Origin of the sequence: Pantoea sp. Cy-640 (assembly GCF_011752635.1) — a bacterium.
In the GTDB taxonomy this organism is placed as follows: domain Bacteria; phylum Pseudomonadota; class Gammaproteobacteria; order Enterobacterales; family Enterobacteriaceae; genus Pantoea; species Pantoea dispersa.
This window is the reverse complement of sequence record NZ_VWXB01000001.1, coordinates 687,214-714,028: the sequence shown is the minus strand read 5'-3', so window position 1 is coordinate 714,028 and position 26,815 is coordinate 687,214. Positions and strand designations below refer to the sequence as shown.

25 protein-coding genes are annotated in these 26,815 nt (G+C 59.4%); 13 read left to right on the top strand and 12 right to left on the bottom strand.

The genetic code is table 11. The features are described from left to right. The first annotated feature begins 10 nt into the window (after window positions 1-10). Genes F3J36_RS03620 through osmV form a run of 3 tightly spaced genes read left to right on the top strand, consistent with a single transcriptional unit; the run spans window position 11 to window position 2,730 of the window. A complete protein-coding gene (locus F3J36_RS03620; RefSeq protein ID WP_166718945.1) occupies window positions 11-937 on the top strand; it encodes a glycine betaine ABC transporter substrate-binding protein in 927 nt (308 codons plus the stop codon). Window positions 938-946: 9 nt separating this feature from the next. Next, complete coding sequence (gene osmW, locus F3J36_RS03615) at window positions 947-1,594, top strand: osmoprotectant ABC transporter permease OsmW (RefSeq protein ID WP_021506073.1); 648 nt, start codon at window positions 947-949, stop codon at window positions 1,592-1,594. Then, window positions 1,594-2,730, top strand: coding sequence for an osmoprotectant ABC transporter ATP-binding protein OsmV (osmV, locus tag F3J36_RS03610; RefSeq protein ID WP_021506074.1), 1,137 nt, complete (start codon window positions 1,594-1,596; stop codon window positions 2,728-2,730). The genes osmW and osmV overlap by 1 nt, the downstream gene beginning before the upstream one ends. Window positions 2,731-2,781: 51 nt before the next feature. On the opposite strand, the gene F3J36_RS03605 is transcribed toward osmV, so the two are convergent. From F3J36_RS03605 to F3J36_RS03590, 4 genes are all read right to left on the bottom strand, one after another. Next, window positions 2,782-4,158: a nucleobase:cation symporter-2 family protein gene (locus F3J36_RS03605; RefSeq protein ID WP_088515793.1), complete on the bottom strand. Its 1,377-nt coding sequence runs from the start codon at window positions 4,156-4,158 to the stop codon at window positions 2,782-2,784. A 179-nt stretch (window positions 4,159-4,337) separates the two neighbouring features. Beyond that, window positions 4,338-5,039, bottom strand: a complete 702-nt coding sequence (bioD, locus tag F3J36_RS03600; RefSeq protein ID WP_021506076.1) for a dethiobiotin synthase — start codon at window positions 5,037-5,039, stop codon at window positions 4,338-4,340. A 105-nt stretch (window positions 5,040-5,144) separates the two neighbouring features. Continuing rightward, window positions 5,145-6,362, bottom strand: coding sequence for an ROK family transcriptional regulator (locus F3J36_RS03595; RefSeq protein WP_021506077.1), 1,218 nt, complete (start codon window positions 6,360-6,362; stop codon window positions 5,145-5,147). 135 nt (window positions 6,363-6,497) lie between these two features. Further along, complete coding sequence (locus F3J36_RS03590; RefSeq protein ID WP_166718944.1) at window positions 6,498-7,394, bottom strand: LysR family transcriptional regulator; 897 nt, start codon at window positions 7,392-7,394, stop codon at window positions 6,498-6,500. A 94-nt stretch (window positions 7,395-7,488) separates the two neighbouring features. On the opposite strand from F3J36_RS03590, the gene F3J36_RS03585 reads away from it, so the two are divergent. From F3J36_RS03585 to F3J36_RS03575, 3 genes are all read left to right on the top strand, one after another. After that, window positions 7,489-8,745 (top strand): MFS transporter, encoded by a 1,257-nt coding sequence (locus tag F3J36_RS03585; RefSeq protein WP_166718943.1) that lies wholly within the window; start codon window positions 7,489-7,491, stop codon window positions 8,743-8,745. Between the two features lie 168 nt (window positions 8,746-8,913). Further along, on the top strand, window positions 8,914-9,165 hold the full coding sequence (locus tag F3J36_RS03580; RefSeq protein WP_021506080.1) for a hypothetical protein: 252 nt from the start codon (window positions 8,914-8,916) through the stop codon (window positions 9,163-9,165). Window positions 9,166-9,490: 325 nt separating this feature from the next. Continuing rightward, the gene (locus tag F3J36_RS03575) at window positions 9,491-10,675 is read left to right on the top strand and encodes a sugar transporter (RefSeq protein WP_031279126.1); all 1,185 of its coding nucleotides are present in this window, start codon (window positions 9,491-9,493) and stop codon (window positions 10,673-10,675) included. A gap of 52 nt (window positions 10,676-10,727) precedes the next feature. Here the strand turns inward: F3J36_RS03575 and rhaM are convergent, their stop codons facing one another. Genes rhaM through rhaB form a run of 4 tightly spaced genes read right to left on the bottom strand, consistent with a single transcriptional unit; the run spans window position 10,728 to window position 14,607 of the window. Next, entirely contained in the window at window positions 10,728-11,042 is a 315-nt protein-coding gene (gene rhaM / locus F3J36_RS03570) for an L-rhamnose mutarotase (RefSeq protein ID WP_132462549.1), read from the bottom strand. Further along, window positions 11,032-11,874 (bottom strand): rhamnulose-1-phosphate aldolase, encoded by an 843-nt coding sequence (gene rhaD / locus F3J36_RS03565; RefSeq protein ID WP_088515799.1) that lies wholly within the window; start codon window positions 11,872-11,874, stop codon window positions 11,032-11,034. The genes rhaM and rhaD overlap by 11 nt, the downstream gene beginning before the upstream one ends. A gap of 11 nt (window positions 11,875-11,885) precedes the next feature. Then, entirely contained in the window at window positions 11,886-13,142 is a 1,257-nt protein-coding gene (locus tag F3J36_RS03560) for an L-rhamnose isomerase (protein WP_166718942.1), read from the bottom strand. Beyond that, the gene (gene rhaB, locus F3J36_RS03555; RefSeq protein ID WP_166718941.1) at window positions 13,135-14,607 is read right to left on the bottom strand and encodes a rhamnulokinase; all 1,473 of its coding nucleotides are present in this window, start codon (window positions 14,605-14,607) and stop codon (window positions 13,135-13,137) included. The genes F3J36_RS03560 and rhaB overlap by 8 nt, the downstream gene beginning before the upstream one ends. A 289-nt stretch (window positions 14,608-14,896) precedes the next feature. Between rhaB and rhaS the strand changes: the two genes are divergently transcribed. After that, window positions 14,897-15,718, top strand: coding sequence for an HTH-type transcriptional activator RhaS (gene rhaS / locus F3J36_RS03550; RefSeq protein ID WP_166719124.1), 822 nt, complete (start codon window positions 14,897-14,899; stop codon window positions 15,716-15,718). A 13-nt stretch (window positions 15,719-15,731) separates the two neighbouring features. Further along, complete coding sequence (gene rhaR, locus F3J36_RS03545) at window positions 15,732-16,598, top strand: HTH-type transcriptional activator RhaR (RefSeq protein ID WP_150058106.1); 867 nt, start codon at window positions 15,732-15,734, stop codon at window positions 16,596-16,598. Window positions 16,599-16,639: 41 nt separating this feature from the next. Here rhaR and rhaT read toward each other — a convergent pair whose 3' ends face one another. Then, window positions 16,640-17,674 carry an L-rhamnose/proton symporter RhaT gene (rhaT, locus tag F3J36_RS03540; protein ID WP_021506088.1) on the bottom strand — a complete coding sequence of 345 codons (1,035 nt, stop codon included), beginning with the start codon at window positions 17,672-17,674 and terminating at the stop codon, window positions 16,640-16,642. A 367-nt stretch (window positions 17,675-18,041) separates the two neighbouring features. Between rhaT and F3J36_RS03535 the strand changes: the two genes are divergently transcribed. From F3J36_RS03535 to aldA, 3 genes are all read left to right on the top strand, one after another. Next, window positions 18,042-18,365 (top strand): hypothetical protein, encoded by a 324-nt coding sequence (locus tag F3J36_RS03535; protein WP_058780589.1) that lies wholly within the window; start codon window positions 18,042-18,044, stop codon window positions 18,363-18,365. A 14-nt stretch (window positions 18,366-18,379) separates the two neighbouring features. Then, window positions 18,380-18,478 (top strand): YoaK family small membrane protein, encoded by a 99-nt coding sequence (locus F3J36_RS03530; RefSeq protein ID WP_021313714.1) that lies wholly within the window; start codon window positions 18,380-18,382, stop codon window positions 18,476-18,478. Window positions 18,479-18,637: 159 nt separating this feature from the next. Beyond that, the gene (gene aldA / locus F3J36_RS03525) at window positions 18,638-20,074 is read left to right on the top strand and encodes an aldehyde dehydrogenase (protein ID WP_166718940.1); all 1,437 of its coding nucleotides are present in this window, start codon (window positions 18,638-18,640) and stop codon (window positions 20,072-20,074) included. A gap of 40 nt (window positions 20,075-20,114) precedes the next feature. Here the strand turns inward: aldA and F3J36_RS03520 are convergent, their stop codons facing one another. Together F3J36_RS03520 and F3J36_RS03515 are read right to left on the bottom strand one after the other, a co-directional pair. Further along, on the bottom strand, window positions 20,115-21,389 hold the full coding sequence (locus F3J36_RS03520; RefSeq protein ID WP_166718939.1) for an MFS transporter: 1,275 nt from the start codon (window positions 21,387-21,389) through the stop codon (window positions 20,115-20,117). After that, window positions 21,386-22,807 carry a M20 family metallopeptidase gene (locus tag F3J36_RS03515; RefSeq protein WP_166718938.1) on the bottom strand — a complete coding sequence of 474 codons (1,422 nt, stop codon included), beginning with the start codon at window positions 22,805-22,807 and terminating at the stop codon, window positions 21,386-21,388. The genes F3J36_RS03520 and F3J36_RS03515 overlap by 4 nt, the downstream gene beginning before the upstream one ends. Window positions 22,808-22,954: 147 nt before the next feature. On the opposite strand from F3J36_RS03515, the gene F3J36_RS03510 reads away from it, so the two are divergent. Next, the gene (locus F3J36_RS03510; RefSeq protein WP_166718937.1) at window positions 22,955-23,869 is read left to right on the top strand and encodes a LysR family transcriptional regulator; all 915 of its coding nucleotides are present in this window, start codon (window positions 22,955-22,957) and stop codon (window positions 23,867-23,869) included. Here F3J36_RS03510 and F3J36_RS03505 read toward each other — a convergent pair. Continuing rightward, complete coding sequence (locus tag F3J36_RS03505; RefSeq protein ID WP_166718936.1) at window positions 23,859-25,454, bottom strand: ABC transporter substrate-binding protein; 1,596 nt, start codon at window positions 25,452-25,454, stop codon at window positions 23,859-23,861. The genes F3J36_RS03510 and F3J36_RS03505 overlap by 11 nt on opposite strands. A 114-nt stretch (window positions 25,455-25,568) precedes the next feature. Between F3J36_RS03505 and pepT the strand changes: the two genes are divergently transcribed. After that, a complete protein-coding gene (gene pepT, locus F3J36_RS03500; protein WP_166718935.1) occupies window positions 25,569-26,795 on the top strand; it encodes a peptidase T in 1,227 nt (408 codons plus the stop codon). Window positions 26,796-26,815: the final 20 nt, after the last annotated feature.

The following is a 26,815-nucleotide window of genomic DNA, read 5'->3' as shown; positions in this document are numbered from 1 at the left end:
GCATGTAATTATGGCCACTGCTAATCTGCTGGCGCGCTGGGTCAAACGCACCGCGCTGGTCCTGACCGCCACCTTAACCCTCAGTCACGGCGCGCTCGCCGCCGCGCCCATCGTGATGGCGACCAAAAGCTTTACCGAGCAGCATATCCTGTCTGCCATGACGGTGATGTGGCTGCAAAAGAAAGGTTTTCAGGTCATCCCGAAAACCAACATCGCCACCACCATCGGGCGCAACGCGATGATCAACAAGCAGATTGATATGACGTGGGAATATACCGGCACCTCGCTGATTATTTTTAACCATATCAACAAGCCGATGTCGTCTGAAGAGGCGTACAAAACCGTTAAACAGCTGGACGCGAAGCTGGGACTGGTGTGGCTCAATCCTGCCCCGATGAATAACACCTACGCGTTTGCCATGCAGCGCCAGCGCGCTGAGGCGGAAGGCATCAGCACCATGTCGCAGCTGGTGGCGAAGCTGGAACAGGTGCGCAACACCGATCCGGATCACAACTGGAAACTCGGTCTCGATCTGGAATTTGCCGGCCGCTCGGATGGTCTGAAACCGCTGCAGAAAGCCTACAACATGCCGCTGGATCGCCCGCAGATTCGTCAGATGGACCCCGGCCTGGTGTATAACGCGGTGCGCGACGGCTTTGTCGATGCCGGACTGATCTACACCACCGATGGCCGGGTAAAAGGCTTTGATTTGAAAGTACTGGAGGATGATAAGCACTTCTTCCCAAGTTACAACGTCACGCCGGTAGTGCGTCAGGATGTGCTGGAAAGCCATCCCGGCCTTGAGGCCGCGCTGAATGCGCTGTCGCCGCTGATCACCGATGAAGCCATCACCGAGATGAACAAGCGCGTCGATATCGATCACCAGTCGCCGCAGCAGGTGGCGCGTGATTTCCTCAAATCCAAAAACATGCTGTAAGGAGGCGCAATGGATACCCTGCATTACATCATGGATAACTGGAACACGCTGCTGGCGCTGACCTGGCAGCACACCTGGCTGGTGCTGGTGGCGGTAGGTTTTGCCATCCTCGTCGGCGTGCCGCTGGGCATTCTGATTGTCCGCTTCAAATGGCTGGCAACACCGGTGCTGGGCATCGCTACCATCGTGCTGACCATCCCGACCATTGCGCTGTTTGGCCTGATGATTCCGCTGTTTTCACTGATCGGTCAGGGGATTGGCGCCCTGCCGGCGATTACCGCGGTGTTTCTCTATTCACTGCTGCCAATTGTGCGTAATACCCATACCGCGCTGGAAAATCTACCGCCCGGGCTGCGCGAAGCCGGTCGCGGTATCGGCATGACCTTCTGGCAACGCCTGCGCTGGGTGGAAATTCCAATGGCGCTGCCGGTGATTTTTGGCGGTATCCGTACCGCCGTGGTGATGAACGTCGGCGTGATGGCCATTGCGGCGGTGATCGGTGCCGGCGGCCTGGGCCTGCAACTGCTGGACGGCATCAGCGGCAGCGATGTGCGTATGCTGATAGCCGGCGCACTGATGATCTGTTTACTGGCGATTATTCTTGACTGGCTGCTGCACCGTCTGCAGTCGGCGCTGACTCCTAAGGGGATTCGATAATGATAAAACTGGAAAACCTGACGAAAACCTTTACGCAAAAAAACGGCACCACGTTCAATGCCGTCGATAACGTCAGCCTGGAAGTGCCTGCCGGGGAGATGTGTGTGCTGCTGGGCCCGTCCGGCTGCGGCAAAACCACCACGCTGAAGATGATTAACCGTCTGATCCCCGCCAGCAGCGGGCGGATTTTAATTAATGGCGAAGACACCAGCGGGCAGGATACCGTCACGCTGCGCCGCAATATCGGCTATGTGATTCAGCAGATTGGTCTGTTCCCGAACATGACCATTGAAGAGAACATTACCGTGGTGCCGCGCATGCTGGGCTGGGACAAAAAACGCTGTCGGGAACGGGCGACGGAGCTGATGAGCATGGTGGCGCTTGACCCGACGAAGTTTCTGCATCGCTACCCGCGTGAGATGTCGGGCGGCCAGCAGCAGCGCATCGGCGTGATCCGCGCGCTGGCGGCGGATCCACCGGTACTGCTGATGGATGAACCGTTCGGTGCCGTCGACCCGATCAACCGCGAGGTGATTCAGAACGAGTTCCTCGATATGCAGCGCCAGCTGAAGAAAACCGTGATGCTGGTGAGCCATGATATTGATGAGGCGCTGAAACTCGGTGACCGCATCGCGGTGTTTGGCCAGGGCAAAATCGTGCAGTGTGCCAGCCCGGACGAACTGCTGGCGCAGCCGGCCAACGAATTTGTCGGCTCGTTCGTCGGTCAGGACCGTACGCTGAAACGTCTGCTGCTGGTGCAGGCGGGCGACGTCACCGATCAACAGCCAACCATCACCGTGCAGCGCAGTACCCCGTTGCAGGAGGCGTTCGCGACCATGGACGACAACGACATGCGTTCGGTCACGGTGGTCGACGAAGATGGCAAACCGCTGGGCTTTGTCAAACGTCGTGAAGCGCGCGGTGCCACCGGCCGCTGCGAGGAGATGCTGCACACCTTTAAGGTCACCGGCAAAGCGGAGGAGAACCTGCGCGTGGTGCTGTCGAAGCTGTATGAACACAACACGGTATGGATGCCGATTGTCGATGAGGAAGGTCGCTACAGCGGCGAAATTTCGCAGGATTACATCGCGGATTACCTCAGCTCCGGCCGTACACGCCGTCGTCTCAACCCGTAACCCCGACCGAACCGCGCCACGGAGGGCGCGATTCTCCAGGTAAATTGTGCGTCAGTGGCTCTCTTCAACCGCGCCGACCGCCGCAACCGTTTTAGCTTCATTCGGCAGCACCACGTTCAGCAGCATGGCGAGAATCCCGCCGGTGGTGACTGCATGACCAAACAGATTGCTAACCAGCGGCGGGAACTGTTTCAGCACGTCCGGAACCGCTTCCACCCCGAGGCCAATGCCAAACGACACCGCCACAATCAGCATCTCACGCCGCCCCAGTGGTGCCTGCGTCATCACGCGAATACCGGCGGCGACCACGCTGCCAAACATCACCAGCGTTGCCCCGCCCAGCACCGGCGGCGGAATCTGCTGTAGCAGGTTGCCGACCAGCGGGAAGATGCCCAGCAGCACCAGCATCAGGCCAATCACCATCCCCACGTAGCGACTGGCGACACCGGTCATCTGAATCACCCCGTTGTTCTGCGCAAAGGTGGTATTGGGAAACGCTGAGAACAATGCCGCCAGCAGGCAGCTGAGGCCATCGGCCAGAATCCCGCCCTGCAGCCGGCGCTGAAACCCGTCGCCTTCCAGCGGCTGGCGTGAAATCAGACAGTTGGCGGTCAGATCGCCCACCGCCTCAATCACACAGATCACCGAGACCAGCGCAATCGGCACAAACAGCGTCCAGCTAAAATCAAAGCCAAAATGCAGTAGCGAAGGCAGCACCAGCCAGTGCGTATCCGCCATCGGTTTCAGCGGCAGATGACCGCTCAGCGCCGCCGCGATGCAGCCCGCACCAATGCCGGCGACCACCGCCACCAGCCGCGCCCAGCGCGAGTGGGAGCGGTTGAGCACGATAATCACCAGCAGGGTCAGCGCCCCCAGCGCCAGATTACCCGGCGCACCAAAATCGCGGGCGTTATGCCCGCCCGCCCAGTCGGTAATACTGACTTTTATCAGGCTGATACCAATCAGGGTGATCACCGTACCGGTCACCACCGGGGTCAGCACTTTTCGCAGCGGTGTGATGCAGCGGCTAATCAGCATCGGGATCAGCGCCGCCACCAGGTTGCAGCCAAAAATCATAGCGAGGATCGCCTGCGGTGAACCGCCCTGCGCTTTCACCGTCATCCCCGCCGAGAGAATGACGCCGAGAAAGGCGAAGCTGGTGCCCTGCAGACAGATCATGCCTGCGCCAATGCCGCAGAAACGGCGCGCCTGCAGAAAGGTGCCGAGTCCGGAAACCAGCAGCGACATGCTAATGAGATACGGAATCCAGGCCTGTAACCCCAGCACGGAACCGATAATCAGCGGCGGCGTGATGATACCGACCACGCTGGCCAGCACGTGCTGCAGGGCGGCAAAGAACGCCGGTGCAGGACCGATGCGGGCATCCAGCCCGTATAACAAACCTTTCTCTTCTTCTGGGTGCGACATAGCAGGGCTCCGGCAAACGATTTATCAGTTTGCCTGATGCATGAAACGCGCCAGGGCGACAGCGGACAGGGAAAATTCAGGACAGATGATTGAATATAAAAAGGTTTACGGCATAAAAAAAAGCAGCCGCTCCTGAAACTCCGGATTCAGCTGCGTGCGATATGCCGCATTTTGTTTCATCAGGCGGCGGGCTTTGCACTCTCGCTGTGCAGCGCATCACCCCCGAGTAACGTAATATCCAGATAACCACTCAAATCACGCTGTTCGGCGCGCGGCAGATAAGGCAGTTCACCCAACAGCGGCGCGTTCAGCTTATCGCGCAGAACATCAATGATTTCAGCATAGTGCGCCAGTCCGGGATTGATGCGATTGGCGACCCAGCCCGCCAGCGTCAGGCCATCGGCGGCAATCGCTTCGGCGGTCAGTAAAGCGTGGCTAATGCAACCCTCTTTAATGCCCACCACCAGCACCACCGGCAGTTGCGCCTGCTGCACCCACTGCGACAGCGGCCGTAAGTCGTTCATCAGGCTGCGCCAGCCGCCCGTGCCTTCCACTACCACGCGTGCAGCGCGATCCTGTAAGCCAGCCAGTCCGCGATTGAGTAACGGATAATCGATGCGCTGCGCCGGGCTGGTGCTGATTTCATCCTCTTCCAGCGTCACGGGATTGACGTCGCTGTAGTTCAGCGTGAGGCCGGATGCCTGCTGCAGCAGTACGGCATCTTTATTACGGAGCCCTTCCGGCGTGTGCTGCGCGCTTTTGGCAACCGGCTTGTAGCCAGCGGCACACAGATTCGCTTTGGCAAAGCACTGTAACAGTGCGCGGGAAACCACGGTCTTACCCACCGCGGTGTCGGTACCGGTGACAAAAATCGTTTTCACCTTTCTCCTCCTTCATTAAAGCGATGTGTAACCTGCAAAGGAGGCAGTTTAAGGATTTGTCCCAGGCGAGAGCTTGCGTTAGCGCAAACTTAAGGCGGGCTGGCGTTAGCCCTGCAACAGTTTTATCAGTAAATGGCCGCTATAGAGCGCGTCTTTGATCAGCGCCGCGCCGCCCAGCGTGCCGGGATCGTTGAAAGCCGCGGGGGTTAGCTGGATAGCGTGACTGTATGCCGGCAGGGCCTGCTGGCGAATGGTGCTGCTGACTGCCGGGAACAGCACGTCCGCCGCCTGGTTAAGCGGTGAACCGATAAGAATTTGTTGAGGATTAAAAATGTTGACCATCATCGCCAGCATGCGTCCGATATGATGACCGACGCCGGCAATGACGTCCCGCGCCAGCCGGTCGCCCTGCTGCGCAGCGGCACACAGCGAGGCCAGCGTCAGCGGCTGCTGGTGCAGCTGGCTGTCCGGCTGCGATGATAAACGCTGTGCCGCCAGCTGCAGCAGGCTGCCGGTGCTGGCCACCGTTTCCAGACAGCCATGGTTACCGCAGTAACACTGCTGGCCGTAAGGATCGATCTGCGTATGACCAATCTCCACCAGCGCGCGTCCGCTTTTGTGCAACAGCTGGCCACCGCTAATCACCCCGGCGCCCACCGTTTCGTCAATGACAATCTGAATCACGTCCTGCGCCCCCCGTGAGGCACCAAACAGCGCCTCTGCCAGCGTCCATGCGGAGATATCGTGCTGGACGAATACCGGCAGCCCGGTGCGCTGCGCCAGGGTTTCGCCCAGCGGCATATCCTGTACGTCATAGCCCGGCATACGGTGCACCACGCCGGAGGCGGCGTTGATCAGTCCCGGCAGGGTAATGGCGATAGCGGTCAGACGCTCAAGTTTTTGCTGATGGCGAATGAAAAAGGCGTTGACCAGCTCCTGCAGCGTCTGCAGCAGCGGCGTGTCGGCGCTGGCGGGCAGCGGCAGGCGATCTTCCTGTAGCGCGCGGCTGCTGAGATCGCGCAGCGTCAGGGTGATGAACCCCGGCTGGAGGCGAACAGCCAGATAGTGCCAGGCCAGGGTATCGAGGATCAGCCCTATCGCCGGCCGTCCGCGACTACCCGGCTCCTGAAACTCGGTCTCCTGCACCAGATGCGCATCCAGCATTTCGCGCACAATTTTGGTGATGCTGGCCGGGGCCAGCTGGGCACGTTTCGACAGCTCAATCCGCGAAATCGGACCGTAATGGTCAATCAGACGATACACTGCACCGGCATTGGTCTGTTTAATTTGGTCAATATGGCCAGGCTGACTGTCCAGATTCACGCCCTGCTCCCGGATATTTTCGCGCTTCTAAATAAACAGCAGCTATGGTGATGCAGATTGGCGCGCAGCGTCAAATATTTGATTAGAAATGTGATTTATCGCACACAAAGGACGCGGTTTTCTGTACCCGCGGGTTCATTCCTCGGCATTGTGCAGCAGCAGCGTCATCATATTGCTCATCTGCGCACTCGGCTGGCGCAATGCTGACCACACCAGCCACACCTCAGAAATGGCATCACTTTCCTGTAGCGGAATCCAGGCAACTTCCGCCAGTCGCGCGCGGGCAAACGAGGCGGGTAAAATCGACACGCCCAGCCCGGTTGCCACCAGGCCGAGAATCGTCATGGCTTCACCTACTTCCTGGGTAATGTAAGGTTTGATTTGGTAGCGATGCAGCAGCGCCAGAATTTCACCGTACAGGGCCGTGCCGCCCTGCGCATCAAAGAAAACAAAAGGTTCGCTGGCTAACGCCCGGATGCTAATCGACGTCGTCTGTGCCAGCGGATGCGCGTGGTGCACCACTGCGCACAGTGGTTCACGCAGCAACAGGCGGTGCTGAAGATCCTCCGGCAACGGTGTATTGCGCATGACGCCCAGGTCGAGTCGCCCTTCGTGCAGCGGCGCCAGCTGCTGGCGCGTGTTGTACTCCTGCATCTGAATATGCACGTCCGGCCAGCGCTGCCGATAGTGATACAGCGCATCCGACACCAGTCCGGTAAACGGCGCCGAGGAGGTAAAGCCGATGCGCAGCTCTCCCTGCTGACCGTGATGAATGCGCGCCGCGCGCCCGGCCGCCTGTTCTACCTGCAATAAAACCGCGCGCGCATCCTGTAAAAACGACTGGCCGGCCGGCGTGAGCTGTACGCTGCGATTAGTGCGGGTGAACAGCTGCGCGTCCAGCGCCTGTTCCAGTTGCAGAATCTGCTGACTGAGCGGCGGCTGAGAAATATGCAGCCGCTGTGCGGCGCGGCCAAAGTGCAGCTCTTCCGCAACGGCAATAAAGTAGCGCAGATGGCGCAGCTCAATCATCATATCTTAAACGTCTCATTTGAGATTATTAATATATTGTACAACCTATTTAGCCTTTCCTACAGTATTCAGACATTTGCTGAATTGAGGAAGTACTGTGAGTCGCTCTTCCCAGGCTGTGACGCTTGATAAGGACAGCTTGTCCACGAAGCCTGTTACCGCCGATACCGCTACTGAATGGATAGAACGTGGATCGCCGCAGTTTATGCGCGTGACGCTGGCGCTGTTCTCTGCCGGTCTTGCCACCTTCGCCCTGCTCTATTGTGTACAACCGATTCTGCCGGTGCTGTCACAGCAGTTTGGCGTGACGCCTGCCGAAAGCAGTATTTCGCTGTCGCTCTCCACCGGGTTGATGGCGCTGGGCCTGCTGTTCACCGGCCCGCTGTCAGATGCGATTGGACGTAAATCGGTAATGGTGACCGCGCTGATGCTGGCGGCGATTTGTACGCTGATCTCCGCCACCATGAGCAGCTGGCAGGGGATTCTGCTAATGCGCGCGCTGACCGGTCTGTCGCTCAGTGGCGTCGCGGCGGTGGGCATGACTTACCTGAGCGAAGAGATGCATCCGCGGGTCATCGCCTTCTCCATGGGGCTGTACATCAGCGGTAACTCGATTGGCGGCATGAGCGGTCGTTTACTCTCCGGTGTGCTGACCGACTTTTTCTCGTGGCGTATTGCCATTGGCGTCATTGGCTGCTGCGCGCTGGCTGGCGCACTGATGTTCTGGAAAATTCTGCCCGCGTCGCGCCATTTTCGCCCTGCCTCGCTGCGGCCACGCAGTCTGCTGATCAACTTCCGCCTGCACTGGCGCGACAAAGGATTGCCGCTGCTGTTTGCCGAAGGCTTTCTGCTGATGGGCGCGTTTGTCACGCTGTTTAACTACATCGGCTACCGTTTACTGAGCGCGCCGTGGTCACTGAGCCAGGCGGTGGTTGGGCTGCTGTCAGTGGTGTATCTCACCGGTTCGTGGAGTTCGCCGAAAGCTGGCGCGATGACCAGCCGCTTTGGTCGCGGTCCGGTAATGACGGGCGCCACGGCGATCATGCTGGCCGGTCTGCTGCTGACCGCCTTTAATTCGCTGTGGCTGATTCTGCCGGGCATGATGTTGTTCACTGCCGGCTTCTTTGCCGCCCATTCGGTGGCCAGCGGCTGGATTGGACCGCGCGCGCGCCGGGCGAAAGGCCAGGCATCATCACTTTACCTGTTCAGCTACTACGTGGGCTCCAGCGTGGCCGGCACCCTCGGCGGCGTATTCTGGCACCGCTACGGCTGGCCGGGCGTGACCCTGTTTATCAGCGCCCTGCTGGTGCTGGCACTGCTGGTTGGCCTGCGTTTACAGGGCCGCAAACTGTAATACCCTTCATCGTTAGCGCGGGACCTCAGCGTCCCGCCTGCTCCGCTGGATTCGAATAATCGGGCATTCGCGCCGTACCACTTAAAACAAAATAGCAATTCATCGCTATAATTCGTTCTATTCCAATAATACATAGACTTATTTTTTACACAGCAATGAGGTAGTCAGATGGAGCTTTACTATTATGTCGATAAGCATGCCGGTTATAACGACAATCATGTGGTGCATGCGAAGGGCTGTCCGTTCCTGCCTTCCGACGGCGGTCGCCGTTTTCTCGGGACTTTTTACACGCCCGGGGCTGCAATCCAGCAGGCGCGTAAATTTTACGCCACTGCGTTGGGCTGCGAACACTGCTGCCCGGTGGGCGTAAAAAAAAATCCGACCCACAACTTTAGCGTGGCACTAAAGCATATGGCGTGACTCTGATAATCCTGGTCTGAACCGTACCCGCCCGCACGGTACCCACCCTCAGCACGGCTAAGCGATTTTTCTATTACAGAAACACCTGACTTAGCCTGTGCTGGTACGGCAGACTCGCGGGCCGGCAGCACGCTGGCGCAGCAGCTCCCCATAACCGCAGGCTATTTACCACGCTCAGCGCGATAAGAAATATTCAGTGATAAAACCCGGGTTAACGGTTTTCATCGGCTGACTAATGCTCCACAATAGCGGAAATTTGTGATCGAGGTCACTTTACCGGGTGCGTTCCTGCCCCCTCACTCGTCGTTTAGCCGATTTGAATTCAATGCAATCAACAACCGTTTCCCGTAAAACAGCCTGGCTACGCGTGGTGCTGCTGGCTATCGCTGCTTTTGTCTTCAATACCACCGAATTTGTGCCGGTTGGCCTGCTGTCGGACATCGCCAGCAGCTTTGCAATGAAAACCGCTGATGTCGGTATCATGCTGACCATCTACGCCTGGGTCGTGGCGCTGTTATCGCTGCCGTTAATGCTGCTGACGCGCAACGTCGAGCGCCGCCTGCTGCTGGCCATCCTGTTTATTCTGTTTGTTGCCAGCCACCTGTTATCGGCCGTGGCGTGGGATTTCACGTCGCTGGTGCTGTCGCGCATTGGCATTGCACTGGCGCACGCGGTGTTCTGGTCGATCACCGCCTCGCTGGCGATTCGCGTTGCGCCAGCCGGCAAGAAAACCCAGGCGTTGAGTATGCTGGCCACGGGCACGGCGCTGGCGATGGTGCTGGGCGTGCCGATTGGTCGTATTGTGGGTCAATATCTGGGCTGGCGTACCACCTTTGGTATGATCGGCCTGTCAGCACTGGTACTGCTGATTATGCTGGTGCGGATACTGCCGCGCCTGCCGAGTGAGCACACCGGTTCACTCAGCAGCGTGCCGATGCTGTTTCGCCGCCCGGCGCTGGTGGCGATGTACATTCTGGTCACCGTCGTGGTGACCGCGCACTACACCGCTTACAGCTATATCGAGCCGTTTATGCAGGTAGTGGCCAGTGCCGATGAGAACTTCACCACCCTGTTACTGCTGCTGTTCGGCTCAGCCGGCATTCTGGGCAGCATTCTGTTCAGTACGCTGGGCAATAAATTCCCGTCCGCGCTGCTGATCGCCGCCATTGCGCTGATTACCCTGTGTATGGGTCTGCTGGTGTTTGCTGCGGTACGTCCGGCAGCGATTACCGTGCTGTGTATTATCTGGGGAATGGCAATGATGATGATCGGCCTGGCGATGCAGGTGCGCGTGCTATCGCTGGCACCGGACGCCACCGACGTCGCCATGTCGCTGTTTTCCGGTATTTATAACATCGGCATCGGCGCAGGCGCGCTACTCGGTAACCAGGTCAGTCTGCATCTGCAGATGGCAGACGTGGGCAACGTGGGCGCCATCATTGGCCTGGCGGGACTGTTCTGGTGCATCGCCATTTTCCGCCGTTATCCGCAGCTGCGTTCCAACGGCTAGTGCGTTTCACAGGCAGCGGCGCCCCTGGCGGCACCGCTGCTGACATGGCCGGCTAAGGCAGGAAAAACATCGGCTGCAGGGCTTTGCTCACCGGGCTGTCGTCGGGATTTGATGGCATCAGGTCACGCATTGACGCCCACCAGCGCTGACACACCTCGGTTTGCGCCACGGCCTGCCAGCGCGCTTCGGATTCAACCTCGACGCTGGCAAACAGCAGGTTGCGTTCAGCATCCAGCCAGATCGCGTAGTTGTGCGCGCCATGTGCTTTCAGCGTCCGTTCCAGCTCTGGCCAGATCGGCGTGTGACGGCGCTGATACTCTGCATGGCAGTGCGCATAGACCTGCATGACGAACGCTTTACGCAACATCACTGCGCTCCGCCTGCAGCGCCGCCGGCCACGGCTTCACGTTAAAGCGCTCGCCCAGCGCAATCAGCTGTTCGGTGGTGATGCTCTGACGAATGCCGCCCATCGACAGCGCCATGACCACCACCTGCGATGACTTCTCAGCGGTATCAATCAGACCAAAGGTTTCGTCGAGCGTCGGTCCGGCGCCAAAGATTCCGTGGAAAGGCCACATCACCAGGCTATGACTGGCCATCGCTTCTGCCGTCGCCTGACCAATGCCATCGGTACCCGGTACCATCCAGGGCAAAATGCCGACGCCATCGGGGAACACCACCAGGCACTCGGTGCTGCCCTCCCACAGCAGGCGGGTAAAGCGCGCCGCATCCAGATCCACCACATAGCTGAGCGCCATAAAGTGGGTGGCGTGACAGTGCATAATCACCCGGTCCGCGCCGTGGCTCAGTGCCTTGCGTACGCTGTGTGACTGAAAGTGCGCCGCCAGCTCGGACGTTGGCAGCCCTCCGTTGCTGAGCCCCCAGTGAATTTTGTATGACAGCCCTTTGTCATCCACCTGCAGCAGCACCAGACTGTCTGCCGGATCGAGCTGCACGTTGCGAAAGAACTTTCCGGAGCCGGTCACCAGGAACCAGTCGTTGGCCAGCGCGGGCGCCGGCTTGCTCAGTTCAATACAGCGCGGTGCCGGATAAAAATCGCTGGCATACGCGCTGACCTCTTCCGGCAACAGACGCAGACTGACGTTGCCGCCGTTACGTTCATCCCAGCCTTTCAGCCACATGTCACTGGTGGCTTTAACCATGTCGCGCACAAACCACGCGGAGAGAATTGTTTGCATGAATCGATTCCTTAACGTTGACGCAGCACGTGTTGTTCGTAGTGACGGACTTCGCTTAGCCAGCTGGCATCGGCTGGCACATCGTGGCGCAGGCACCACGCTTCCCATACCGCCTGCCACGGCAGCGATTTCTGCTCTTCAAGCAGCGCCAGCCGGGCGGTGAAATCCCCATCACGCTCCAGCTGACGCAGCTGTTCGCCCGGCTCCAGCAGCGCCCGCAACAGGGCTTTTTGAGTATTGCGCGTGCCGATCACCCAGGCGGCAATGCGGTTGATCGAGGCATCGAAGAAGTCGAGACCGATGTGCACCCTGTCGAACAACTTTTGACGGGCGATCTCACTGGCAATCGCCTGGGTTTCATCATCCAGCAGCACCACGTGATCGCTGTCCCAGCGGACCGGACGGCTGACGTGCAACAGCAGGCGCGGCACAAACAGCATGGCGCTGGAGATTTTGTCGGAGATCACTTCGGTAGGATGGAAGTGGCCGGCATCCAGCGTCAGCGCGGTCTGGCGGCTGGTGGCGTAACCGAGGCAGAACTCACTGGAACCCACGGTGTAACTCTCCGCGCCAATGCCAAACAGTTTGCTTTCCACTGCATCAATGTGGTGCTGCGGATTCAGCGGTTCGCGGATGATCTCATCCAGCGCGCTGGCTAGACGCTGGCGCGGCGCAAGGCGATCGACGGTGAGATCTTTCATGCCGTCCGGCACCCAGATATTCATGACTGACGGCGTGCCCAGCTGCTCGCCAAACCAGGCGGAAATACGGCGGCTGGCGGTGCAGTGGTCGATCCAGAACTGGCGAATGCCCGGATCGGCATGCGACAGCGTAAACCCGTCTGCGCTGAGCGCATGAGAAAAACAGGTTGGGTTAAAATCCAGCCCCAGCTTTTTGCTTTTCGCCCACTCCAGCCAGTTGCTGAAGTGCTGCGGCTCAATCGCATCACGTTCCACCGGGCGGTCGCTCTCGAGGTAGATGGCGTGCAGGTTGAGGCGTTTGGCGCCGGGAATCAGCGACATCGCTTTGTCGAGATCGGCACGCAGTTCAACTGCGTTGCGCGCCCGCCCCGGATAGTTGCCGGTCGCCTGAATGCCGCCGGTGAGCGCCCCCTGCGGATTCTCAAACCCGCGCACATCGTCGCCCTGCCAGCAGTGCATCGACACCGGAATGGTATCCAGTTGTGCCATCACCTGTTCCACATCCACCCCAATGGCGGCGTAGCGTTGTCTGGCCAGTTCAAAGGCCTGTTCAGTCAGCTTAGTCATATGCAAGTTCCTTAGCAGGTAGGCTCAGCGCCGCAAAGCGAGCCTGATGGGTCGCAAAGACGCTGTGATTCAGCGGGATAAATTTTTCTAACGGGAAATTGTGACGAATGCAGCGGCGTAAATCGGCCACGTCGCGCAACTCACCCAGCGCGATCAGCTGGCAGCCGATGTTGCCCAGCGTCGAGGCTTCTACCGGACCGGCAAACACCGGCAGCTGGCAGGCATCGGCGCACAGCTGGTTAAGCAGCGGATTCTGGCAGCCGCCACCGACGATATGTAACTGACGCAGCGCAGTGCCGCGCAGCTCGCTAAGCTCCTGCAGCGTCTGCGAATAGAGCAGCGCCAGGCTGTCAAAGATGGTGCGCGCCAGCGCCGCCGGGCTGTGCGGCACGGGCATCGCCTGTTCGGCGCAGGCATTCTGGATCTCCTGCACCATACTGGCCGGATTGATGAAGCGGTGATGATTAGGGTGAATCAGGGCGCGGCAGGCCGGTTCCCGCGCGGCGTCGGCGATCAGCGCAGTGAGATCGCTGATGTGCAGCTCGCTACACACCCGCTGCAACAGCCACAGGCCCATGATGTTTTTCAGCACCCGATAGCCTTCCGCACCGCCTTCATTGGTCAGATTAGCCTGCAGCGCCGCCTCGCTGACGCAGGGCTGCAGGCTTTCGATGCCAATTAGCGACCAGGTGCCGGAGCTGAGATAGGCAGCATCGTCCTGCTCCAGCGGCGTGGCCAGCACCGCGCTGGCGGTATCATGGGTGGCGACGGCGATCACCGGGATGCGCTGGCCGCTGGCGTTGCGCCAGTAACCGACGGTGTTACCCGGCGCACGCGGCGTGCCGAACCAGCTGGCGTCGGCGCCCGCCCAGGCCAGCAGCTCGCGATCCCATTCGCCGCTGTGAATATTGAGCAGCTGGGTGGTGGTGGCGTTGGTGTATTCCCAGTTGAGTTCACCGGTCAGGCGATAGTGCAGATAATCCGGAATCATCAGCGCGTGCTTCACCTGCGCCTGCCAGTCCGGCTGCTGCAGATGCAGCGCGCGCAGCTGATACAGCGTGTTGAACGGCAGAAACTGAATGCCGGTACGCTGATACAGCGCCGGTTTCCCGAGTTCACGCATCGCCTGGGCCATCAGGCCGTCGGTGCGTTTATCACGGTAGCTGACCGCTTCTCCCACCCGCTCGCCGTGCGCGTCCAGCAGCACCAGATCTACACCCCAGGTATCAATGCCGAGGCTGTCCGGCACAATGCCCTCCTCATCCAGCTGCTGCAGCCCGGCGCGGATCTCCTGTTCCAGCCGGTCCAAATCCCAGCAGTCATAATCGCCGCGCTGCACGCGCGGGTTGGCGAAACGCCGCACTTCGCGCAGGCTGAGCTGCTGATGGTCAGCCTGCCAGCTGGCCAGCATGACGCGGCCACTGGATGCGCCTAAATCGATGGCAACAATATTACGCAGACTCATGGCGAGTACTCCCTGTGAAGACATGGCGACAGAGTAGAAATCCTGCGCCGCAGACACCTTCCCGCGAGTGCCAGCGGGGCATCACCGCTGGCAGGTTTGCAAAGGTGTTCGTGAGTGAGCTCACAGAACCGCATAACGGCAGAGTTGTGAGCCTTGCCGCAATTCCATCAATCACTTAGGCGATCTTGAATAATTGGCGATTTTCCTGCGCTGCCCGGTGCAAAATTCAAGGTAAGGTGGCAGGCAGCTGCGTAGACTCGGTTACGGTTTTGTTAACTGAGGGCGCATGATGACGGTATTACACAGTGCTGATTTCTTTCCGGCCGGTGATTACACGATAGCCATTGAGCCACGTGTGCCGCAGTCGGCGTTTCCGGAGCATCACCATGATTTTCATGAAATTGTGCTGGTGGAACAGGGCTCGGGCATCCACGTATTCAACGGTCAGCCGCAGGCGCTCAGCGCCGGCTGCGTCTGTTTTGTGCGCGATCACGATCGCCATCTGTACGAGCAGACCGACAATCTGTGCCTGACGAATGTGCTGTATCGCAGTCCGGCAGCGTTCCGCTTTCTGTCCGGCCTGCAGGCGCTGCTGCCGCGCGAACAGGACGGCCAGTATGTTTCACACTGGCGGATCAACCATAAAGTGATGGCGCAGGCGCTGCAGCTGGTGACGCAGATGAAGCAGCCGGCCAGCTGGTCGCTGGAACGTCAGGCGCAGCAGGAACAGTACTTTTTGCAGCTGCTGGTGCTGCTGCGCGAGGCGGCGCACAACGATCAGGCGCAGGACCAGGATGCCCGCCTGCACCGCTTGCTGGACTGGCTGAATGCGCACTACAGTGAGGAGATTGCGTGGGAAGCGCTGGCCGATCGCTTCTGTTTGTCGCTGCGTACCCTGCATCGCCAGATGAAGCAGCAGACCGGCAGCACGCCGCAGCGCTATCTCAATCGGCTGCGTTTATTGCAGGCGCGGCACCTGTTGCGCCACAGCGAGATGCGCATCACGGACATCGCCTATCAGTGTGGGTTTGGTGACAGTAATCACTTCTCCACCCTGTTCCGGCGGGAATTTGGCTGCGCGCCGCGCATGGCGCGCCAGCAGATGGGGTAACCGGAGGGCTGACATGCCGCTGTTACTGACGCGCGAGGATTACTTCCCGGCCAGCAATTTGCCCATAGCCGTGGCAGAACGCATGCCGCAGCCCTCTTTTCCACCGCACCGGCATGAGTTCAGCGAGATTGTGATTGTCTGGCGCGGTAATGGCCTGCATATCCTCAACGAGCGGCCGTGGCTGATCACCTGCGGCGATGTGTTTTACATCCGCGACAGTGATTGCCACAGTTTTGATAGCGTCAACGATCTGGCGCTCGACAATATTCTCTACTGCCGCGATCGCTTCAGCCTGGCGCTCGACTGGCAGCAGCTGCTGCCGCCACAGGATGAAGAGACACCCGCCAGCTGGCGTCTGACCACGCGCGGCATGGCGCTGGCACGCGGCGTCATCAGCCAGCTGGAGCGCGAAAGTCGCAAAAGTGATTCGCTATCGATTCAGCTGTCGGAAGCGCTGTTTTTGCAGCTGGCACTGATATTGCGCCGTCACGGCTACGCCGCCGATCGCCCGTGGGTGCTGCCCGAGGGCGAACAGCTCGATCTGCTGATGTCGGCGCTGCTCGGCGATATCAGCCGCCCCTTCGATCTGCCCCATTTCTGCCAGCAAAATCAGCTCAGCGAACGGTCGCTGAAACAGCTGTTCCGTCAGCAAACCGGCATGACCATCGGCCACTACCTGCGTCAGCTGCAGCTTTGTCAGGCAAAATATCTGTTGCGCACGCAGGCATGTCTGATTAGCGAAGTGGCGGCGCGCTGCGGGTTTGATGACAGCAACTACTTTTCCGTGGTGTTTACGCGCGAAACCGGGTTAACGCCCAGCGCGTGGCGTCAGCGTTTTTTGTCGCCGCGCGAACCGATGGCAGACAAAGAAAAAGCCTGACGCGCGCAGAGACGCGTCAGGCGGTGTGATGTTAAGCGCGGTCAGGCGGCCATACCGAGACCGACAATGTTTGCCGCGATAATGATCACCACGCAGCCAATCGATAACACACTCACCGGTCGACGCCCCACCGATTTCCACTCCTTCAGCACCAGTCCCACCAGGCCGCCGCACAGCACGTACAGGCTCATGTGCAGCATCCAGCTTACGAAGTCGTACTGTGGAGGAATTTTTGCGTGGCCCCAGGCATAGAAGAAGAACTGCAGATACCACATGGTTCCCCCCAGCACGGCGAAGGCGATATTGGCGATCAGCAGCGGTTTTGCCACGGAAAAATCGCGGCGCAGCGAAAGCTCCGGCTTCACCGCCAGGCGGATAAAGCAGTACGCGAGGTTGATCAGCGCGCCACCGCCCATGATCACCACGTAGCTCGGCAATGCCACATACAGCGGATTAATGCCCAGACTGGCAGCGGCTTCATGCATCGGCTTCGCCGCATCCATGGCAAACGACATGCCGGCAGAGAAGATGCCGCACAGCACTGCCAGCACCAGGCCTTTCTTCAGATTGAAATCTTCGGCGTTGATCCCCAGCGCCCGCTCCTTTAGCAGCCCGGCGCGCGACACAATCGCCACACCCAGCAGCGCAACCAGTACGCCCAGCAGCGTCATCCGGCCGCCGGCGGAGCTGAACAGTTCAACAAATCGGCCCTGCAACAGCGGCGTCATCAGCGTCCCCACCACCAGCGTAATGCCAATGGCGATGCCAATCCCCATCGACATCCCCAGATAGCGCATGGTGAGGCCATAGTTGATGTTGCCGATGCCCCACATGGCACCGAACAGAAACACCGGCAGCAGCTGCGACAAACTGAAACTGCTGTAGTACGCCCAGAAGTTTGGTAACAGCGCGGCACTGACTGCCCAGGGCAGAATCAGCCACGACATCACGCCGCCGACCGACCACATGGTTTCCCATGACCACTTTTTAACCTGTTTAAACGGAGCATAAAAACAGGCGGCGCTGGCGGCACCCACCAGATGCCAGAAGATACCTGCAAGAATGGCACTGTTCATTGTTATTCCTTCGTAAGGTTGAGGCCAGACGGAAACACCTGCGGTTTCCGATTAGTGGCAGTCTATGGCGCACTGCGTGGACTCAGCCTTTAGATGGTTGCCGTAAAGCCAGGCTGACTGGCAAAATCGGGGGGGTATGCAACATAAGGATCACAAATTCGCATTTGCCGCTGTTATGCCGGACAAGTTCTTTAAGTTGCTTATTATTCGGCATATTTTTAATTTATGTTGTGTTGATCGGCACAGTTTTTCCTCTGTTGCCAGCGCGCCGCTTAACATGGCACTCACACAAAGCTGCGCGAAGCACTTCCCCCGACGGGGTTAAATCCGTATAACGTGGGAAAAATCATCGGAACCAGGGATTGAGATGAAGAGCAAACGGTTAACGCTGGTGCTGTCGCAGGCGGTGAGCCGCGTGATGCTGGATGACATCCGCGCCATCGTGCCGCCCGAGGCGCTGAATGTGTTCATTAATGGCTTAGATACTACTCACTACGCCACGCTGGACTGCGTGCAGAGCGAAGAGAACTGCGCGCTGCTGGCGTCAGCCATTGTGGTGTGGCGTCAGCTCGGCCATGTGCATCAGATTCAGTATCAGAAAGGCGAACATCTGCGTCAGGTCGATGACGCGACACAATTTCAGCTATTCAGTATGATGAAAACCCACCGCGCGCTAATCCAGCTCGCCTAACGCTCAGGATGCATATGAAAATCGGTCTGCTGTTCCCCATCGCCATTATCGTTGCCGGTGTCAGTTTTCTGGTCTGGTTTATTGCCAGCGGCGCCATGATGCCTGGTTCCTGAAACGGTCCACTGACGCAGAATGCTGCGTCGGTCGCGTGATTCTTGCCGCTATTGCCAGCGCCCTGCCGGTGCTGGCAGTGATAAAAAGGTCGCCAGCGTTCATCTGCTTCACTCTTCCTTCACATCAGTTTAACAAAACCGAGCGTGGAGCCCCTGCACATGACCCTTCATCATCAACACTACATTAATGGCGCGTTTGTCGAGGCGCATAACGATAGCTGGATTGAAGTGATTAACCCGGCGACGGAGACCCTGCTGTCACGCGTGCCCCAGGGCAGCAAACAGCAGGCGGCGGCAGCCATTGCCGCCGCAGAAGCCGCTCAGCCCGGCTGGGAAGCGTTACCGGCGGTGGCGCGCGGCGACTGGCTGCACCGCATCGCCACGGCAATTCGCCAGCGCGAGCCTGAGCTGAGCGCCACCCTCGTCGCGGAGGGCGGCAAAACCCAGGCGCTGGCGCAAACCGAAGTGCTGTTTACCGCTGACTACCTCGACTACATGGCGGAATGGGCGCGACGCTACGAAGGGGAAATCGTCAACAGCGATCGCCCAAACGAAAACATCTTTGTGTTTAAGAAAGCGATTGGTGTGACCACCGGTATTCTGCCGTGGAATTTTCCCTTCTTCCTGATTGCGCGCAAAGCGGCACCGGCGCTGATCACCGGCAACACTATCGTGCTGAAGCCGAGTGAGATCACCCCGAACAACGCCGCCCTGTTCGCCGCCATTATCGACGATATCGGCCTGCCGCCCGGGGTAATTAACATCGTTTACGGCTATGGCCCGGAGGTGGGACAGGAACTGGCCGCCAACCCGAAAGTCGGGTTAGTGAGCCTGACCGGCAGCGTCAACGCCGGCATCGCCACCATGGCCGCCGCGGCACCGAATGTGACCAAAGTGTCGCTGGAGTTGGGCGGTAAAGCGCCGGCAATTGTCATGGACGACGCCGACCTCGATCTGGCCGTCAGGGCTATCGTCAGTTCGCGCATTATTAACAGCGGTCAGGTGTGTAACTGCGTCGAGCGCGTGTATGTGCAAGACGGCATTTACGATCGCTTTATCAGCGCCCTGACCGGGGCGATGCAGCAGGTGAAATTTGGCGATCCGGCGCTGCAGGCCGATGTGGATATGGGACCGCTGATTAGCGCAGCCGCGTGCGACCGCGTCGGGCAAAAGGTCGCCAGCGCCGTCGCGCAGGGCGGCAAGGTGGTGCTGGGTGGCAAACGTGCCGGTGAACGCGGCTTTTATTTTGAACCAACCATCATCACCGGGGTACGTCAGGAGATGGCGATCATGCGTGAGGAGATTTTTGGCCCGGTGCTGCCGGTGATGCGCTTTAACACGCTGGATGAAGCCATCGCGCTGGCTAACGACTGCGACTATGGCCTGACCTCATCGCTCTATACCCGCGATCTGAACACCGCGATGATCGCGCTGCGCCGGCTGAAATTCGGGGAAACCTACATTAACCGCGAAAATTTTGAAGCGATGCAGGGATTCCATGCCGGCTGGCGCAAATCCGGCATCGGCGGTGCCGATGGCCGCCACGGGCTGGAGGAGTATCTGCAAACGCACGTCGCCTATCTGCAGTTTGCCTGATGCGTAAACACCGGTGCGCAGCGCGCGCACCGGTTGCCACTTAGCGTATCCGTTTCTGACTGCGCAGCAGCGCTATCCCGCTAAAGAGCGACATCGCCATCAGGTAGTAGCCCGGCGCCAGACTGGTGCCGGTGGCACTGATCAGCAGCGTGCAAATCAGCGGCGCAAAACCGCCAAACACCGTAACCGCAATGTTATAGCTGATGGCCATGCCGCTGGCGCGCGTACCAATCGGGAACAGATCCGCCATCACCGAGGGTACGGTAGAAAAATAGATCGATTTCAGCAGCGCCATCCAGCATACCAGCACAATCAGCGTGGCCGGCGTGGTGTGATTGACCACCAGCCGAAAGGCCGGATAGATGGTGACCATCAGCAGTATGAGCGAGCCCCACATCAGCGGCAGGCGGCCAATGCGCTCCGCCCACAATCCCATCAGCGGCGTCACTACCGTCAGAATCACCCCGGCCAGCAGCGTGGCGGTAAAGGCCACCGAGCCCGGCAGATGCAGATTTTTGGTTGCGTAGGTCGGCACGTAGTTGAGCATGTAGTTGACCGCCGTGGAGATCACCATCAGGCCAATCGCCAGCAGCATCAGCGCTTTTTGCCGGCCAAACAGCCGTTTAAGCGGGGCCGCTTCCGGCGTCTGTGCGGCAAAGCTGGCGGGCTCGTGCACGTGACGGCGGATATACAGCCCGAGCGGGCCAATCAGCAGGCCGAAGGCAAACGGAATACGCCAGCCCCATGCCTGAATCTGGCCTTCGCTCAGGATCTGCGTCAGACCGAGACCAAACGCCGAGGCCATCAGCGTGCTGGCGCCCTGGGTGGCGAACTGCCAGCTGGCGATAAAGGCTTTGCGCTCGGGAAAATGCTCGACCAGAAACGCCGTAGAGCTGCCAAATTCGCCACCGGCAGAGAAGCCCTGCACCAGGCGCGCCAGCAGGATCAGCAGCGGTGCGAGCAGGCCGATGCTGTCGTAGCCCGGCATAAAAGTAATGATGGCTCCGCCAAGCATCATCAGATTGATTGAGAGCAGCAGCGCTTTTTTACGCCCGTGGCGATCGGCATAGTTGCCCAGCACCACCGCGCCCAGCGGGCGAATCAGAAAGGAGACGCCGAAACTGCCAAAGGTCAGCAGCAGCGAGACCGACGCATCGCTGGTGGGAAAGAAGGCGTGGGCGATATAGCTGGCGAAGAAGCCATATACCGCAATGTCGAACCACTCCAGCGCATTACCGATGCAGGTCGCAAACAGCGTTTTATGCAGGTTAGGCTTCACACCGCTCAGCGGCGCGCTATGGCTGAGGCTGCTCATGCGCCACCTCCGGCATAGGCGCGGTGTTGCGCCAGCCATTCCGTGCCCTGCTCGCCCAGCTCCCACAGCAGCTGCGTCATGATCTGCAGCCCTTCGCGGGCAATCGATTTCAGCATGTGCTCATTCACGCCATGCTGACCGCAGGCGGGATACGAATGCGGCACCCACAGCGTTGGCAGGCCCAGAATCTCCGCGAACACTTCATTCGGCAGCGATCCCCCAAGGTTGGGCAGCAGTGCCGGTTTTTTGCCGCTGGTTGCCGCCATGCTGTTCAGCACCCAGTGCACCAGCGGATCGTCAGGATCGAGACGCGTGGCGGGTGAACCACGCAAAAATTCAACCTCAACATCATGGAAGCCGTGCTGCGCCAGATGCGCGCTGACGTGCTGCGCCAGCCGCTGCCAGTCGGTACCGACCACAAAACGCAGCTGGCACACCGCCGTCGCGCTGCCGGGAATGGCATTCATCGGGCGTGCCGGGTTACCGGTGAGAAACGACAGCACTTCCAGCGTATTCCAGCCGTAGAGGCGTTCGGCAGGCGTCAGGCCTGGCTCGCCCCAGTTGGTGTCAATCGCGGGATCGCCTGGCATGCCACCCACCTCGATATCGCTGAGAATGGCGCGCACCTGCGGCGTCAGCGAATCGGGCTGCAGCGCCTCCACCTGCAGCACGCCCTGCGCGTCCACCAGCGTGGCGATGGCGCTGGCCAGCCGGGTGCCGGGATTGCTCAGCAGTCCGCCCCAGTTGCCGGAGTGATAAGCATTGTCACGCGCGTTGATGGTCAGGCAGAAATTTACCGCACCGCGCGAACCGAGGAACAGCGTCGGCCGCACGGCGTTGAGCCGCGGACCGTCGGAGGCAATGAACAGGTCAGCCTGCAACAGTTCCGCCTGCTGCTGACACAGCTGCGCCAGCCCCGGCGAGCTGATCTCTTCGCCCATCTCAAACAGCCATTTGCAGTTAAAGCCGAGACGGCCGCCACGTGCCTGGTACACCTGCTCCAGCGCCGCAAGATTGACGCAGTGCTGACCTTTGTTGTCGGCGCTGCCGCGTCCGTACCAGCGATCGCCCTCTTCGGTCAGCTGCCACGGCGACAGCCCGCTGCGCCAGTTTTCGTCATCGCCGAATACCACATCACCGTGTCCGTAGCTCAGCAAGGTCGGTAAGGCGGGATCTTCCATGCGCACCGCCACGAGGAATGGCCGGCCGGCGGCGTGCGGGTTATCGATGAGCTGTAGCGTGAAGCCCAGCGCCTGCAGTTGCGGCGCAATCTCCTGCTGCAAATAGTCCTGTAACGCCGCATCGCGATCGTCGCGCTGGCTCTCGGTGCGCCACGCCACGCGGCGCGCCAGGATACGTTGAAACTCCCCGCTGTCGAAATATGCGGTGGCCTGCTGAACCGCCTGTTGTGCTGTCATGTTTGCCCTGCCTGTTATAGGTCTGCTGTTTTTTCATCTTTGCGGAAAGGCAGCTTTGCCACAATTATCAATTTATCGAGTAAGATTTGCCTTTAAAGCAAAGCTGCGTTGCCCGATTTCGAGGCAGGCACAGACGGAGGCCATGGCATGTTAAGCACGGAAATGCGTTATTTTCTCGCGGTAGCCGATTGCGGTTCGCTCAGCGCGGCCAGCGCCCAGCTGTTTGTGGCGGTCTCTGCCATCAGCCGCCAGATTCAGCGGCTGGAGCAGCAGCTGGGCGTGACGCTGTTTGCCCGTCATGCGCGCGGCATGGTGCTGACCGAGGCCGGCGAGATTTTTGCCCATCACGTGCGCAAAAATCTGCTGGATATGGAGTATGCGCTGGCGGAGATTAAAGGCCTGAAGGCGGTGCGGCGCACGCTGATTCGTGTCGCCTGCACCGACGGGCTGGCGTTTACCCTGCTGCCCCGGCTGATTGCCACCTTTCGCCGCGATCATCCCGGTGTGCTGTTTGACGTCCGGGTGGCAAGCGCGCAGGGCGTGGCTGAACTGCTGCGCAGCGGCGAGTGCGATGTGGCATTGCAATTCAGCCTGCACGCGGAACGTGCGGTTGAGGTGGTGGGCTCATGGCCGGCGCCAGTGCTGCTGGTGATGCATGACAGCCATCCGCTGGCGGGCGTGCCGCAGGTGGCGCTGGCCGATCTCAGCCACTATCCGCTGGCGCTACCGCAGCAAAACACCACGGTACGCCAGCTGTTTGAGCTGGCCAGCCACATGAGTGGCCACCTGATTGAACCGGTGCTGACCTGCGACAATTTCTCCACCCTGTTCCATTTTTTACTGCGCACGCCGCTGGCGGTGACTATTTGCAGCAGTTTTACCCTGGCGGAAGAGGCGCAGCAGCAGGGTCTGGTGATGCGCGCGGTCAATATCGATCAGCTGAGCCAGCGTACGCTGCAGCTGCAGACGCAGTCAGGGCGACCCCGCAGCGCCGCCCTGACTCTGTTTCTGACCTTTCTGCAACAGCAGCTCAGCGCGCTGTCCGCTGCGATTAAGGCGTGATATCCACCGGATAGAAGATGTGTTTGCCGAACGGATCCACCTGGTAGCCGCTGACCGATTTACGCACCGGCTCGAAAATCGTTGAGTGCGCAATCATGACTGCCGGCATCTGGTCATGCATCATCTGCTGCGCCTCGCGGTACAGCGCCACGCGCTTGTCGTGATTTTGTTCGGCGCGCGCCTCGGTGATGATTTTCTCAAACGGCGCATAGCACCATTTGGACGAGTTGGAGCCGCCGTTCGCCGAGGTGCAGCTGTACAATGGCCCGAAGAAGTTATCCGGATCGCCGGTGGCGGTGGTCCAGCCCATCAGCGCCGCCTGATGCTCGCCGCCCTTGACGCGCTTGAGGTATTCGCCCCACTCATAGCTGACGATGTTGGCTTTGATGCCCACTTTTGCCCAGTCGGCCTGAATCATCTCAGCCATGCGGCGGGCGTTGGGGTTATACGGCCGCTGGACCGGCATCGCCCACAGCGAAATTTCGGTGCCCGGCTGAATGCCGGCCTGCTGCAGCAGCGCTTTGGCCTGTTGCGGATCGTAGGCGTAATCCTGCAGATCTTTATCTGCACTCCACACATCCGGCGGCAGAATATTCTTCGCCACCGTGCCGGTACCTTTGAAGATGGCATCAATGATCGCCTGCTTATTGATGGCCATCGCCAGCGCCTGGCGCACTTTCACGTTATCCAGCGGGGCTTTGGTGGTGTTGAACGACAGGAAACCGGTGTTGAGGCCAGATTTCTGTTCCAGCGTGATGTTCGGGTTGTGGCGCATGTTGTCGAGATCGGCCGGATTAGGGAACGGCATCACCTGGCACTCATTTTTCTCCAGTTTGGCATAGCGCACCGAGGCGTCCGGGGTGATGGAAAACACCAGCCGATCGATTTTAGCCTTGCCCTGCCAGTACTGCGGGAAGGCTTTGTAGAGAATGCGGGAATCTTTTTGATACTGCACCAGCTCAAACGGTCCGGTGCCAATCGGCTGCATGTCGACCTTTTCCGGCGTACCGGCTTTCAGCATCTGGCCGGCATATTCCGCCGAGTGAATCGAGGCGAAATACCACGCCAGATCGGCGAGAAACGGCGCTTCGGCATGGGCCAGCGTAATCCGCACCGTCAGATCATCCACCTTATCGATACGGGTGATCAGTTTTGCCAGCTCGAGGCTTTCAAAGTTGGCATAGTTACCGCCCGAAACGGTGTGATAAGGATTTTTCGTATCGAGCTGGCGCATAAACGAGAAGATCACGTCATCGGCGTTGAGATCGCGCGACGGCGTAAACAGTTTATTGCTCTGGAACTTAACCCCTTTGCGCAGATGGAAGGTATACACCTTGCCGTCCGGGCTGATCTCCCAGCGCTCCGCCAGGCTGGGCACCAGCTCGGTGGTGCCCGGTTTGAAATCCACCAGGCGGTTAAAAATCGGCACGGCGCTGGCGTCCACGCTGGTACCGGAGGTGTAGAGCTGCGGGTTGAAGTTCTCCGGCGAGCCTTCAGAACAGTAAACCAGCGTCTTCGCCGAGACGCCGCCTGCAACCGCTAACCCCAGTGCGCTAAGCGCCAGTTTTCCTATCATCTTTTTCATCGTCTTCTCGCTTTTTATTGACTTCCATGAGCCAGCATCGGTATTTATTTCATAAATAACATGATTTAGCCGTCTGGCGTATCTCCAGTGGCGCAAAGCTAATAAGGAATTGTGATGACAGACCAACTTGCCCGTCAGCTGACCCAGCGTTTTTACCGTTATCTGGCGGTCTCCAGCCAGAGCGATGCCAAATCCAGCACGCTGCCCAGTACGCCGTCGCAACACGCCATGGCGGAACTGCTGGCGCAGGAGCTGCGCGATCTCGGTCTGCAGGATGTGGTGATTGATCAGCATGCCACGGTGACCGCCGTGAAACCGGGCAACCGGCCTGGCGCGCCGCGCGTGGGCTTTATCACCCATATTGATACCGTCGATGTCGGGCTATCACCGGATATCCATCCGCAAACCCTGCGCTTTGAGGGCACGGATCTGTGTCTGAATGCGCAGCAGGACATCTGGTTGCGGGTGGCGGAGCATCCGGAAATCCTGCCGTATCTCGGTCAGGAGATTGTGTTCAGCGACGGCACCAGCGTGCTGGGGGCCGACAACAAAGCGGCAGTCAGCGTGGTGATGACGCTGGTGGAGAACCTGCGTGGCGATCACGGTGACGTGGTGGTGGCGTTTGTGCCGGACGAAGAGATCGGCCTGCGCGGCGCCAAGGCGCTGGACCTGGAGACGCGCTTTAACGTCGATTTCGCCTGGACCATCGACTGCTGCGAGCTGGGGGAAGTAGTGTATGAATGCTTCAACGGCGCCTCCGCTGAAATTACCTTCACCGGCGTGCCGGCGCATCCCATGTCGGGCAAAGGCGTGCTGGTGAATCCGTTGCTGATGGCGCACGACTTCATCGCCCGCTTCGACCGGCTTGCCACGCCCGAGCATACCGCCGGGCGCGAAGGCTATATCTGGTTCAATGATATGCAGGCCAATGCCAGCCAGGCGGTATTGAAAGCGTCGATTCGCGATTTCGATTTAAAAGGTTTTGATGCGAAGAAGCAGCAGCTGGTGGAAGTCGCCGATCAGATCGCCGCGCACTATCCGACTGGTCACGTCGCGCTGAAGATCAATGATATCTATAGCAACATCAGTAACGCGATAGGTGAGGACCGGCGGGCAATCGATCTGATTTTTGCTGCGCTGCAGCAGGTGGGCGTGGAACCCAAAGTGATTCCGATGCGCGGCGGCACCGATGGGTCTGCGCTGTCGGCCAAAGGGTTACTGACGCCGAATTTCTTCACCGGCGCGCACAATTTCCATTCGCGTTTTGAATTCCTGCCGATCCCGTCATTTGTGAAGTCGTATCAGGTGGCGGAAGCGCTCTGTTATCTGGCGGCCCGATAAGCGCGGTTGCAGAGAAACGT

Bases quoted from the DNA above. Each gene is read 5' to 3' on its own strand.
- F3J36_RS03620 (WP_166718945.1), top strand. From the start codon at position 11: ATGGCCACTGCTAATCTGCTGGCGCGCTGGGTCAAACGCACCGCGCTG.
- osmW (WP_021506073.1), top strand. From the start codon at position 947: ATGGATACCCTGCATTACATCATGGATAACTGGAACACGCTGCTGGCG.
- osmV (WP_021506074.1), top strand. From the start codon at position 1,594: ATGATAAAACTGGAAAACCTGACGAAAACCTTTACGCAAAAAAACGGC.
- F3J36_RS03605 (WP_088515793.1), bottom strand. From the start codon at position 4,158: ATGTCGCACCCAGAAGAAGAGAAAGGTTTGTTATACGGGCTGGATGCC.
- F3J36_RS03590 (WP_166718944.1), bottom strand. From the start codon at position 7,394: ATGATGATTGAGCTGCGCCATCTGCGCTACTTTATTGCCGTTGCGGAA.
- F3J36_RS03580 (WP_021506080.1), top strand. From the start codon at position 8,914: ATGGAGCTTTACTATTATGTCGATAAGCATGCCGGTTATAACGACAAT.
- F3J36_RS03575 (WP_031279126.1), top strand. From the start codon at position 9,491: ATGCAATCAACAACCGTTTCCCGTAAAACAGCCTGGCTACGCGTGGTG.
- rhaM (WP_132462549.1), bottom strand. From the start codon at position 11,042: ATGTTGCGTAAAGCGTTCGTCATGCAGGTCTATGCGCACTGCCATGCA.
- rhaD (WP_088515799.1), bottom strand. From the start codon at position 11,874: ATGCAAACAATTCTCTCCGCGTGGTTTGTGCGCGACATGGTTAAAGCC.
- F3J36_RS03560 (WP_166718942.1), bottom strand. From the start codon at position 13,142: ATGACTAAGCTGACTGAACAGGCCTTTGAACTGGCCAGACAACGCTAC.
- rhaB (WP_166718941.1), bottom strand. From the start codon at position 14,607: ATGAGTCTGCGTAATATTGTTGCCATCGATTTAGGCGCATCCAGTGGC.
- rhaS (WP_166719124.1), top strand. From the start codon at position 14,897: ATGACGGTATTACACAGTGCTGATTTCTTTCCGGCCGGTGATTACACG.
- rhaR (WP_150058106.1), top strand. From the start codon at position 15,732: ATGCCGCTGTTACTGACGCGCGAGGATTACTTCCCGGCCAGCAATTTG.
- rhaT (WP_021506088.1), bottom strand. From the start codon at position 17,674: ATGAACAGTGCCATTCTTGCAGGTATCTTCTGGCATCTGGTGGGTGCC.
- F3J36_RS03535 (WP_058780589.1), top strand. From the start codon at position 18,042: ATGAAGAGCAAACGGTTAACGCTGGTGCTGTCGCAGGCGGTGAGCCGC.
- F3J36_RS03530 (WP_021313714.1), top strand. From the start codon at position 18,380: ATGAAAATCGGTCTGCTGTTCCCCATCGCCATTATCGTTGCCGGTGTC.
- aldA (WP_166718940.1), top strand. From the start codon at position 18,638: ATGACCCTTCATCATCAACACTACATTAATGGCGCGTTTGTCGAGGCG.
- F3J36_RS03520 (WP_166718939.1), bottom strand. From the start codon at position 21,389: ATGAGCAGCCTCAGCCATAGCGCGCCGCTGAGCGGTGTGAAGCCTAAC.
- F3J36_RS03515 (WP_166718938.1), bottom strand. From the start codon at position 22,807: ATGACAGCACAACAGGCGGTTCAGCAGGCCACCGCATATTTCGACAGC.
- F3J36_RS03510 (WP_166718937.1), top strand. From the start codon at position 22,955: ATGTTAAGCACGGAAATGCGTTATTTTCTCGCGGTAGCCGATTGCGGT.
- F3J36_RS03505 (WP_166718936.1), bottom strand. From the start codon at position 25,454: ATGAAAAAGATGATAGGAAAACTGGCGCTTAGCGCACTGGGGTTAGCG.
- pepT (WP_166718935.1), top strand. From the start codon at position 25,569: ATGACAGACCAACTTGCCCGTCAGCTGACCCAGCGTTTTTACCGTTAT.